General features: G+C 31.5%; 11 protein-coding genes and 1 rRNA gene (1 of these 12 cut by a window edge). 8 read left to right on the top strand and 4 right to left on the bottom strand.

Features of this window, described 5'->3' with window-relative positions; translation table 11 throughout:
• A 16S ribosomal RNA gene (locus tag ASC72_RS12120) occupies window positions 1-75 on the bottom strand (it extends 1,502 nt beyond the left edge of the window).
• Window positions 76-769: 694 nt separating this feature from the next.
• A complete protein-coding gene (locus ASC72_RS12115; RefSeq protein WP_241775691.1) occupies window positions 770-1,723 on the bottom strand; it encodes a hypothetical protein in 954 nt (317 codons plus the stop codon).
• 262 nt (window positions 1,724-1,985) lie between these two features.
• Here ASC72_RS12115 and ASC72_RS12110 point away from each other — a divergent pair, with 262 nt between their 5' ends.
• The 8 genes from ASC72_RS12110 to ASC72_RS12075 all read left to right on the top strand — a co-directional run bounded on the left by ASC72_RS12110 (window position 1,986) and on the right by ASC72_RS12075 (window position 9,496).
• On the top strand, window positions 1,986-2,501 hold the full coding sequence (locus ASC72_RS12110; protein WP_056191059.1) for an RNA polymerase sigma factor: 516 nt from the start codon (window positions 1,986-1,988) through the stop codon (window positions 2,499-2,501).
• Between the two features lie 50 nt (window positions 2,502-2,551).
• Window positions 2,552-3,451, top strand: a complete 900-nt coding sequence (locus ASC72_RS12105; protein ID WP_056191057.1) for a FecR family protein — start codon at window positions 2,552-2,554, stop codon at window positions 3,449-3,451.
• A gap of 27 nt (window positions 3,452-3,478) precedes the next feature.
• Window positions 3,479-5,986, top strand: a complete 2,508-nt coding sequence (locus ASC72_RS12100) for a TonB-dependent receptor (RefSeq protein WP_241775690.1) — start codon at window positions 3,479-3,481, stop codon at window positions 5,984-5,986.
• A 319-nt stretch (window positions 5,987-6,305) separates the two neighbouring features.
• Entirely contained in the window at window positions 6,306-7,214 is a 909-nt protein-coding gene (locus ASC72_RS12095) for a hypothetical protein (protein WP_056191053.1), read from the top strand.
• Between the two features lie 117 nt (window positions 7,215-7,331).
• On the top strand, window positions 7,332-7,727 hold the full coding sequence (locus ASC72_RS12090) for a hypothetical protein (protein WP_056191051.1): 396 nt from the start codon (window positions 7,332-7,334) through the stop codon (window positions 7,725-7,727).
• Window positions 7,728-7,729: 2 nt separating this feature from the next.
• Window positions 7,730-8,575 (top strand): DUF5777 family beta-barrel protein, encoded by an 846-nt coding sequence (locus tag ASC72_RS12085; RefSeq protein ID WP_056191919.1) that lies wholly within the window; start codon window positions 7,730-7,732, stop codon window positions 8,573-8,575.
• 12 nt (window positions 8,576-8,587) lie between these two features.
• Window positions 8,588-8,938, top strand: coding sequence for a hypothetical protein (locus ASC72_RS12080; protein ID WP_056191049.1), 351 nt, complete (start codon window positions 8,588-8,590; stop codon window positions 8,936-8,938).
• Window positions 8,939-8,950: 12 nt separating this feature from the next.
• Window positions 8,951-9,496 (top strand): YceI family protein, encoded by a 546-nt coding sequence (locus ASC72_RS12075; protein WP_056191047.1) that lies wholly within the window; start codon window positions 8,951-8,953, stop codon window positions 9,494-9,496.
• A gap of 77 nt (window positions 9,497-9,573) precedes the next feature.
• Here the strand turns inward: ASC72_RS12075 and ASC72_RS12070 are convergent, their stop codons facing one another.
• Both ASC72_RS12070 and ASC72_RS12065 read right to left on the bottom strand, forming a co-directional pair.
• The gene (locus ASC72_RS12070) at window positions 9,574-10,263 is read right to left on the bottom strand and encodes an SIMPL domain-containing protein (RefSeq protein ID WP_056191917.1); all 690 of its coding nucleotides are present in this window, start codon (window positions 10,261-10,263) and stop codon (window positions 9,574-9,576) included.
• 52 nt (window positions 10,264-10,315) lie between these two features.
• On the bottom strand, window positions 10,316-10,963 hold the full coding sequence (locus ASC72_RS12065; protein WP_056191045.1) for a rhomboid family intramembrane serine protease: 648 nt from the start codon (window positions 10,961-10,963) through the stop codon (window positions 10,316-10,318).
• Window positions 10,964-11,016: the final 53 nt, after the last annotated feature.

Here is an 11,016-nt window from a genome sequence, read left to right as displayed (position 1 = left end):
TTGTCCTAACATCTCTGTTAAAACGGCTGTCAATTCAATATGTCTACGAACGTGTCTTCTTTTTAATTTCGCTTGTCTCTCAAAGCGGGTGCAAAAGTACACCCTTTATCGAGATCTGCAAGGCTTTTTGAAAAGTTTTTTATCTATTTTTTTTAAAAATTTCTTAACTTTCTGATAACATAAGATTTAAGTCTGAATTTTTTCTTTCTGCATTGAAGTATTTTCCTACTTTAAATGTATTACTCCAAAAACCATCCTTTAAAAATGAGGGTTATTATGAATTCCTTACTATTATATATCGTTTTATATCAACTTACATATATTAAGACATACAGGCCAATATTTACTTTATATCGAAAACATATTTAAATCCATAAAAGAAGGGAGAAATTAAAATAGTATTTAACTCCACCAAAAAAGCTTTTCAAAATCAGGTGATCTTAGCTTAACACCTTTTTTGGATAAATACTGAGTACGCACTGAACTTTCATTTTTACTATCTGCGTTAAGCAATTTAAAAAGAAGCTTAAGTATAATTGCATCTTATTGTTTACTTCAATAAAAAATTAGGATATCTTATTCCTGTCAGTGAAACCGCAGGAATAAAAAATTATGAAATTATTATTGTCTGTTTTTGAAAAGTATCAAAAACATGAAGTGTATTCTATTATCAAAATGATTTCAAATAAAAAAATAGAATCTAATTATGATCTTTTCGATTCTTTTATGTTACACATGCTTAATTTAGGGATAAGCCTGTTATCAAAACTTATTGTTTTTCAAAATAAAGATAATTGGTACTATTATTTACATCGCGTAGTCTTATTTGCGAATTATTAAACTCAAACAATTTCCAGTTATAATTCAATTTACCAAGTAATTCTGTATTGAAATTTAGTTTTAATTCCTTCACGCCATTTAGTATATTGCATTCCCAGTGACCTGTTTCTGAGATCGCGCCTTTGGTAGCAACTACTGATTGGTCGCTTTTAAAAACAAATGAATATCCACTATACGAGGCTGTTTTTTCTGAGTCAACAAAAAAATAAGGTATTATCCAGGAACCATTTGTTATTGTTGCTTCAAAATCAAGTGATACAAGATTATTTTCAGGGCAATAATCAATAGCATACTTAATAGCATTTTCGAAATCTGAATTGTTTGTAATTGATTTTGTCTGATTATGGTAATTAACTACAGAAATCGGGTATTGCAATGAAATATACTGACTGCTGCTCAAATTTTTTATAAAGTTGAAAAACGCCTGATCACTTATAATAGATACAGAGCTTCCTATTTGATTTGCGCTATTATAGATATTGATCGTTATAGGATAATTAATGTTTAGTCCGTTGATTTTAGATAAAAGATCAGGGTACAAATTCCAATAATCAATTAAAGAATCAAAATCAGCTTTATTCGGAATATTTTTTTCAATGTAATTATAGTATACCATGGTTACAGGAAAATCTATTTTTACAATATCATCATCAGTAGCACTTGCGCTGATATTATCTGATACTTTTTGATAATCGGCAGTGGTGTTAATTGCAATCTGAGTATTATTAACAGTAACGGTATAAGGCAGTTTTATAGTGCAATATGTAGACCCGTCTATTATATTATCCTGCACAGTTGGAACCATCGCAACCCTTTGCATATAAGTCGTTAGAGGAGAAACACTTGTAATTGTTGCCTGTCCATCGTTCTTTTGCTCATCCATGTCACTTTGACAAGACAATAAGAGCAACAAGGTTAGTATTGATAAATATTTTTTTAAAGGGAACATATTTATATTTTTACAAAGGTAATAAAATTTAAAGAAACTGGTTTTTAATAAAATAACATAAAGGATATCGATCTCCTCTTTAATACTAAATTATCAAAAGCCAATAGCATTTTATTCTTCTATAAAACAATCGTCTTTGCTTTTACCCTACTTACACGAAAAACAAATACTTTTGCCACGTACAAATGAAACACCAATGCCAAATAAAAACCAATCAAACACTTGTGATGAAATAATCTTTTCGTCATTTTTCAAAAGTCACATAAAAGCCCTTCGAAATTTTCTTTTTTACAAATTTGGAAATCTAGATCAGGCAGAAGATGTGGCTCAGGAAGCATTTGTCAAACTTTGGCAAAACTGTGCTTCTGTACCGCTGGAAAAAGCGAAATCATATATTTATACCATTGCAAACAATAGTAGTCTCAACGAAATTGCGCACCAGAAAGTTGTTTTGCGATATGAAAAAAACTTTACCGGTTTAGATAAAACAAATGAAAATCCCGAATATCTTTTAGAGGAAAAACAATTTCAGTCCAAACTTTTGAAAGCTATTGAAAACTTAAATGAAAAACAACGTATTGCTTTTTTAATGCATCGCATTGACGGAAAGAAATACAGCGAAATTGCCGTAGAGCTAAGCATTAGCGTGAAGGCAGTCGAAAAACGCATTCATTTGGCTTTGTTAAGCTTGCGTAAAGAAATTGATTTATAAAAAGTAGGGTAAATTTAGTTCCAACTGTTTAATGATATAATACCAGTACAATGAAAAAAAATCGCTTACTAGCAAAATGGCTCAATAATGATTTATCAGAAGATGAATTGGCTGAATTTAAAGCAAGCCCCGATTTTGAAAAATATCAAAAAATAAAAAATTATACCGATCATTTAGAAATAAGTGATTTGGATGAAAACGCTATGTTGTCCAATATTCTGAGCCAGAAAAAAGTAACTCCAAAAGTGATTCCATTACACAAAAAATGGATGTTTAGAGCTGCCGCCATATTTGTTCTTGCTCTTGGAATTACCTTTGCGCTGAAATTTTTTGTACCGCAAACCGAAACAGCAAATTTTGGAGAGAAAACAACTTTTTCTTTACCTGATAATTCTGAAGTGGTATTAAATTCAGGTTCTCAAATAAAGTATAAAAAATGGAACTGGGACAACAACAGGCGTCTTGAACTAAAAGGGGAAGCTTATTTCAGGGTAGCAAAAGGCAGGCGATTTGAAGTACAGACCAATCTTGGAAAAGTTTCGGTTTTAGGAACTCAGTTTAACGTTAAAAACCGAAAAAACAGGTTTGATGTAGTGTGTTATGAAGGACGTGTGAAGGTAAATTATGCCAATACTCAAATTCTGTTAACTCACGGACAAGGCGTTAGTTTTGAAAACGGAAAACAAACTAAAATAAAAATACATTCATCGAAACCGGAATGGACAGAAAATCAAATATGTTTTTATAAAGAAAATATCAGAACCCTGTTAGACGAAGTTGAAAGACAATACAATATTAAGATCGAGTTAAATACAAAAGATACAATTTCCTTATTTACAGGAAAATTACCCGCTAAAAACCTGGATATAGCCTTGCAAATTATTAGCACAACGTATCATTTAGAGGCTAGAAAAGTCTCAGAAAATAAAATAATTTTTGACGAAAAATAAATGTTGCTCCCCAAACAATTTCATTTTTTGTTTTTTACATTTTTCCTTGTACTGAATCTTTTTTCTCAGGGTAAAGGAAAAGTTGTGCCCTTTAAAAAAATCATAATTGATATTGAACAACGACATCAGGTTACTTTTAATTATGCTGAAGATAATATTACGGGACTACAATTAAATCCTCCAAAAAGATCACTTTCTTTAGATCAGAAACTGCAATATTTGGCAAAAAACACCAATTTATCTTTTGAAAATATAGGAAACAAATTCATTAACATTTATAAAAAAGATACTGAATCCAAAATGATTTGCGGGTACATTTTTTCTGGTATAGATAAAAAACCTATTGAAAACGCAAATATTAGTTTATCAAACAAAACTCAGATTACAACGGATTCAAATGGTTATTTTGAGTGCAAACAAGACGATGCAACCCTATTTTTGATTAGTCATGTGGGATTCATAACCAAAAAAATTGTACCGGATAATCCTGACTCCAAAAATTGTCTCCAAATAGTATTAGAACCTGAAATCACAGAACTTCAGGAAATTAAAGCCAATGCCATTCTAGCTTCAGGGATTTCAAAAAACAAAGATGGATCATTTGAAATTAAACCCAAGAAATTTGGTATTCTTCCCGGACTTATCGAACCCGATGCTTTGCAAACAATGCAGCAAATACCGGGCGTAAACAGTATTGACGAAAGTGTCTCGAGCATTAATGTACGTGGTGGTACGCACGATCAGAATTTGTTTTTATGGAACGGAATACGAATGTTTCAAACAGGACATTTCTTTGGTTTAATATCGGTATTTAATCCTAATTTGGCACATACCATTTCTATTTATAAAAATGGAAGTTCTGCATTTTTTGGAGAAAGTGTATCGAGTGTAGTGGCTATTTCTTCTACTCCTGAAACAGCTGAAAAAAATGCTTTCAGTGCAGGAATAAATATGATTAATGCTGATATTTATGCGAAATACAATCTTTCGAAAAAAAGCTATATTGAAATTTCAACACGTAAATCGATTACTGATTTTGCCGAAACACCTACGTATAAAGAATATTTTAATAAAGTATTTCAGAACACAACTATAACTGATTTTTCAGAAAAACAAAATGTCAACTATCGAAGTGACAAAAAATTTGGCTTCTACGATGCTACACTTAAATATGCTCAAAAAATTGGAGATAAAGACCAAATAGTTCTAGATTTAATTACCATTAAAGATAACCTGGAGGTTTTTCAAAGTGCTACCGCATATGACATGAACAGGTCTGAAAACAATGTTTTGCGCCAACAAAATTATGGTGGAAATTTATCATGGAAAAGGAACTGGAACAACTTCAATACGACTAAAATTAACGTTTATAACTCTTCCTATGAACTTTTGGCAGACCAAAAAACGACCAATGCAAATCAAATCGTTATTCAGGAAAATACGGTTAACAACAATGGAATTAATTTAGAGAACAACCATACAATTACCTCAAAATTTAGTTTTAACAATGGCTATCAATATAATGAAATGGGTGTTACTAGTTTAGAGCAGGTAACTAATCCTGATTTCTATCGTAAAGTTAAAGACGTACTGAGAACTCACGCCTTAATTTTGGAAGGAAAATATAACGATACACTTTCCAGAATATATTTTAAAGCCGGAACCCGAATTAATTATATTGAAAAATTTAAAAAGTATATTGTAGAACCGCGAATGCAATTTAGCTACGGCATCAATAAAAATTTAAATATAGAACTGCTTGGCGAACTAAAAAGTCAAAATTCACAACAAATCATTGATTTGCAAAAAGATTATTTTGGTATTGAAAAAAGACGCTGGATTATCTCAAACAATACAACAATTCCTATTCAAAAAAGCAAACAGCTATCTTTAAATTTATACTACAAAAAGAATGACTGGCTTTTAGATGTAGAGAATTTTTATAAAAAAGTAACCGGAATTACAACCTCGAGCCAGGGTTTTCAGAACCAACTAGAATTTATTCGAACAACTGGTGATTATGAAGTTTGGGGAACAGAGATCTTGATTCAGAAAAAAATGAATCACTTTCTAACTTGGCTAAATTATACTTATAACCATAATAATTATCATTTTTCTACTTATGAATACCCAAGTTTTCCCAACAATTTTGAGGTAATGCATACGGTATCGTGGGCAGGGATTTATGAGAAAAACAATTTCAAAATTGCTTTGGGAACAAAATGGTCTTCAGGCAGGCCAAAAACCTCACTCAACAGTTCTCAAATTGATCCTTCAGATCCTGTGTTAGTCTACAATAAACCAAACAATACCAATTTGCACATTTTTTCACAGGTAAATATTTCCTCTACTTATAAGTGGGAAACCGCAAATGGAATTCAATACAAATTAGGCATATCTATCTTAAATATCCTAAACAGGAAAAATGAAATCAGCGAATATTACAGAATAAGTTCCTTAACAAATTCTATAGAAGAAGTTGAAACATTTGCACTGCAAAGAACTCCGAATATGAGCTTTAGAGTTTCTTTATAAGCCTATTTCTACAAGGCTTGTAACTTTTTTTTGTCCTCTTTTTATTTTTTTTTTATAAAACAACATTTTTTTGGTAGGGTAATCTGCATTAAAGCTGTTTTACTATTGAATCCTAGTAAAAGAATAAAAATGACTCCCCTTAAAAACCTAATACTATATTCTTATGACAGTTCGTAAGGATAAACGATCTGATTATTGAACGAAATGCTTCATTAAAAACCGGCATAACTTCGTGATACATAATCAAATTATAAAATACTTTACTATTTCTGTAAAGTAACTTTTTCCCTTTTCTCTAATTAATCTAATCAAAAAGACAATGAAATTACAACAAATTAAATTCAGTTTAGTTGCCCTGATAGTATCAACATTTTTCCTAAGCTGCAGTAGCGATAATAGCAATGACACTCCTGCTCCTCCTACTACTCCGGAATTAAAAACAGAAGTTAATCTTTCTACAAGTGCGACATTAGGATCTTATCTTACAGATAAAAGTGGAAGATCTTTATACTTTTTTTCAACAGATTCTAAAGACCAGGTAACTTGTACAGGCGGATGTGAGCTAGTTTGGCCTCCATTTTATTTAGACAATTTAACTGCTGATAAATTAGGTACAGGATTAACATTCTCAGACTTTTCTACTATAACCACTGCGTCTGGTAAAAAACAAGTAACCTATAAAGGATGGCCTTTGTATTATTATGCACCGGTTTCCGGAAGTGATACTTATGGCAATGGAGGTACTAATACACTAGAAGCAGCAGGCAAAACAACAGGTGACGGAGTTGGTGGTGTTTGGTTTATTGCAAAACCAGATTATTCGATTATGATCGTAAGAAGCCAGCTTGTAGGACATGATGGTAAAAACTATAAATCAGATTATACTGTTGGAGATGGTTTAACTACCTACTTTACAGATGCTAAAGGGATTACACTATATACTTTCAAGAATGACAATTTCAAGAAAAATAATTTCACAAAAGCAGATTTTTCTAACAATGCTGTTTGGCCAATATATGAAACAGACAAAATTGTTGTTCCTTCTACACTTGACAAATCTAAATTTAGTGTTATTACAGTATTTGGTAAATCTCAATTGGTTTACAATGGCTGGCCTTTGTATTATTTTGGACAAGATGCTAACGTAAGAGGTGCTAATAAAGGAATTAGCTTCCCAAGTCCTGGAGTTTGGCCAGTACCAGTAAAAGACATACCTCTAGCCATATAAATAGGATTATTTGCTACTAGAGCATTTCAAATTAGTCCAATTTCTATTGGGCTAGTTTGAAATAATAAAGACTGAAAATCCCGATACACCACAGCTAAATTAAATCACAAAATCAACATGAATAAAACAAGAATCAAGATTCTGATATTTTTATTAGTGATAAGTTTTGGCCCTTATTATATCTATCAAAATGTTTTATACAAAGATGCCAGAGATATCGATAGTGAAAAATCAATGTTAACAATTACTGCTGAAAATTTAGAAAAAGAATATGCTTCAAATCCATCACAAGCTGATTCTAAATACTTAAATAAAACAATCGAAATTGAAGGAATAGTTTCAGAAGTTACCGATTCTTCCATGGTCGTAGACAAAAAAGTATTTTGCAAAATGAATGGAAAAGTAAAAAAGACTTTGCTAAATAAACAAATCAATATAAAAGGGAGATGCATTGGTTATGATGATTTATTCGAACTAGCAAAATTTGATCAATGCAGTATTCAACAAAATTAAATATGAAAAAAAAAATATTCTTAATAGCCAGTTTTTTAATCTGTCTTTATAGCAATGCTCAAGACGATCTACTCTCCACTTTGGATTCAACACAAGTGGTTGATAAAAGCGTAACCGCTACATTTAAAGCTTTGCAGATTATAACCCTGCAATCTACCAAATTAGCCGCCAAAAAAGAATTTTACATGGTGATTTCTCATCGATTTGGTTCTGTAAAGGGTGGGATTTCTGAGTTTTTTGGTTTCGATGATGCTACTACAAAAATTGGTGGAATTTATGGAGTAACAGATTGGCTTTCGGTAAGTGCATCACACCATACTTTGCTGAAAATAAATGAAGCATCAGCAAAATATAGGCTTATAAGACAAAGCGAAAAATTTCCTGTTGATATTGTTGGCTATAGTACCATAGATTTTAATAGTGGATTAAAGAAGGACGATTATCCGAAAATTGAATTTTCCGATCGATTGACTTATATCAATCAAATTTTGATTTCAAGAAAATTCTCTGATAAACTATCTTTAGAATTAGCCCCTTCCTTCATCCATAAAAATCTATACAATCCAGATATAGAAAACGATAACCAATTTACTTTAGGCGCTGGCGGACGATTAAAATTGACCAAAAGACTTTCTCTTAATTTAGAATATGGTCAAAATTTTAGTAAACCAGACTTTTATAATAACCCATTATCTGTTGGACTTGACATAGAAACCGGTGGTCATGTATTTCAATTGCTTTTTACAAATTCCCAGTCAATGACCGAAAGCGGTTACCTGACAAGTGCTGCCGGGGATTGGGGCAAAGGCGATTTTTTCTTTGGGTTTAATTTATATAGAGTTTTTTAAAAAGTATAAAATATGAAAAAATATATTTATCTATCAGGCCTTATTCTGTCATTATGTAGTTGTGAATCGAATACTTATGAAAGTCTGCAAGAACCAACTGTTATAGTTGACAAAGTTACTTACGCAGCAAATGTTAAATCTATTATTGATCAAAATTGCATTGGCTGCCATTCTGCGGGTGGATCACTTATACCGTTAGTAACTTACGATCAGGTAAAAAATGCTATGTCTAATACTAATTTATTAGATAGAATTCAGCGCCAAAACGGAACACCTGGTATAATGCCAAAAGCAGGAAGAATGCCACAGGACAAAATAAATACAATTCTGCAATGGAATACAGATGGATTATTAGAAAATTAAATCAATACTAAAATGAAAAAAATAATTGTACTGCTATTTTTGTTTGTTGGAATTTTACATGTTTCAGCTCAAAAGTATGCAACAAAAACCGGAAATTTAAAATTTGAAGCTTCTGTTGAGTCTTTTGAGGAAATTACGGCAGAAAACAAAAATACTTCTGCTATTTTGGAATCATCTACAGGAGAAATTGCCGTGCTTACTCTCATGAAAGGGTTCCGATTTAAAATTGCATTAATGGAGGAACACTTTAATGAAAATTATATCGAATCAGATAAATTTCCTAAAGCAACCTTTAAAGGAAAAGTTGAAGATTTTGACGCATCAAAGCTTTCCTCTACCCCTAAAGCATTTAAGATTTCGGGAGATTTAACTTTGCATGGAAAAACTAAAAAAATAATTGCAAGCGCAAAGATTTTAAAATCGGGCGATAAAATTACAATAACCGGAAATTTTGATGTTAAACCAGAAGACTTTGATATCGAAATTCCGAAACTGGTTAGTAAAAAAGTGTCTGAAAAAATTAAAGTGAATTTCAGCTTTGGGCTTGCAAAATTGTAAAACACCAATAAAAAAAATCCCAAATTCCAATTGTTAAGATGGAATTTGGGATTTTACATATTGGAATTTATGTATGTTTAGTCCAGAATAAAACTAACACTAACATTTGATGTAATTTCGATTTCTCCAATGGCAAGAGTTTCGTTTGAAGGTGCCGCATCTGCAGATTCTTTCATTCTCATAGCAGCATACATTGGCTGTGGATGATAAATTTGCGAATTATCTGAAATGGTATAAGCCTTGCCTACTTTTTGTCCTAAAACAGAAACATAATCTTCTGCTTTTGCTTTGGCGTCTTTAATAGCTAATTTTCTCGCTTCTGATTGATATTGGGCTAGTTTAGACGATTCAAAAGAAACGTTATCTAAACGGTTAATTCCTTGTTGAACCAAACCTTCCATCAATTCATCATATTTAGATAAATCTTTTACTAAAATTTCAACTGTCTGCGTTGCATTATAACTTGTTTTCTTTTTCTCGTAATCATATTGTGGATTAAGTGCCACTTGTTTTGTTCTGAAATCTGCAGTTGGAATATTCATTTTTTTGATGAATTTCAAAACCGCATCCATTTTTTCGTCATTTTGCTTTTTGACGTCTTTAGCATTATTTCCTTTTGTTTCAACTGTAGCTGAAATAGAAACCTGATCAGGAGCTATTTTCACTTTTCCTTCTCCGTTTACATTGATCTGTGGAATTTGTTTGGTTTCCTGGCCGTAAGACATAGTCATAAACATGATTGTTAAAAATAATACTACTTTTTTCATTTTTGCTATATTTAAAATTATTGACAAGAGCATTTCAAAAGTTGTGCCAGCCTTATAATTTCCCCAATTTAGCCATAACAAAAAGAATCAAAATCGGAATTGCTAATAAAATAACCATCAAACTATGATCAACAATTAAGGAAGGTTCTTTTACCAAAGTAATCAAATAACCTCCTATGGCACCTCCAAAGTGTGCTGTATGGCCAATTTTATCATTTTTAGCTTTCATTCCATATATCGAATACAATAAATATAAAATTCCAAAAAGATAAGCCGGTATCGGAATGACAAAAAAGATTCCCAACATCATATCTGGCTGTAATAAAATGGCAGAATATAAAATTCCTGTCACAGCGCCCGAAGCCCCTACTGCACGATAACTATAATCATTTTTATGAAACAACATTGTAAGCAGGCTCCCAAAAATTAAACTTCCAAAATAAATCAGAACGAAAGAAATTGTTCCAAGCCACTCAATTACAACTGGCGCAAAAAACCAAAGTGTCAGCATATTAAATATTAAATGCATCATATCAGCATGTAAAAAACCTGATGACAGCATTCTGATTTGTTCACCAGAACGAATACTTCCAACATGGAATTCGTATTTTCTAAAAAATGCATAATCATTAAAACCTTTGTAACTAATTAAGGCATTGGCAACTATAATTCCAACCAAAACGGTATTGACGGTATTCATAAAAAATATTTAAAATGAGCTGTAAATATAGTCATTCTCAAACACAACTTGAG

This window comes from Flavobacterium sp. Root420 (assembly GCF_001427905.1).
Lineage (GTDB): Bacteria > Bacteroidota > Bacteroidia > Flavobacteriales > Flavobacteriaceae > Flavobacterium.
Note: the sequence above shows the minus strand (reverse complement) of the source record. Positions and strands in the feature narration are given on the sequence as shown.

What these genes read in the sequence shown, in the direction of transcription:
- ASC72_RS12070 (WP_056191917.1), bottom strand. Translation starts at nt 10,263, where the DNA reads ATGAAAAAAGTAGTATTATTTTTAACAATCATGTTTATGACTATGTCT.
- ASC72_RS12075 (WP_056191047.1), top strand. Translation starts at nt 8,951, where the DNA reads ATGAAAAAAATAATTGTACTGCTATTTTTGTTTGTTGGAATTTTACAT.
- ASC72_RS12080 (WP_056191049.1), top strand. Translation starts at nt 8,588, where the DNA reads ATGAAAAAATATATTTATCTATCAGGCCTTATTCTGTCATTATGTAGT.
- ASC72_RS12065 (WP_056191045.1), bottom strand. Translation starts at nt 10,963, where the DNA reads ATGAATACCGTCAATACCGTTTTGGTTGGAATTATAGTTGCCAATGCC.
- ASC72_RS12105 (WP_056191057.1), top strand. Translation starts at nt 2,552, where the DNA reads ATGAAAAAAAATCGCTTACTAGCAAAATGGCTCAATAATGATTTATCA.
- ASC72_RS12095 (WP_056191053.1), top strand. Translation starts at nt 6,306, where the DNA reads ATGAAATTACAACAAATTAAATTCAGTTTAGTTGCCCTGATAGTATCA.
- ASC72_RS12115 (WP_241775691.1), bottom strand. Translation starts at nt 1,723, where the DNA reads ATGGATGAGCAAAAGAACGATGGACAGGCAACAATTACAAGTGTTTCT.
- ASC72_RS12090 (WP_056191051.1), top strand. Translation starts at nt 7,332, where the DNA reads ATGAATAAAACAAGAATCAAGATTCTGATATTTTTATTAGTGATAAGT.
- ASC72_RS12110 (WP_056191059.1), top strand. Translation starts at nt 1,986, where the DNA reads ATGCCAAATAAAAACCAATCAAACACTTGTGATGAAATAATCTTTTCG.
- ASC72_RS12085 (WP_056191919.1), top strand. Translation starts at nt 7,730, where the DNA reads ATGAAAAAAAAAATATTCTTAATAGCCAGTTTTTTAATCTGTCTTTAT.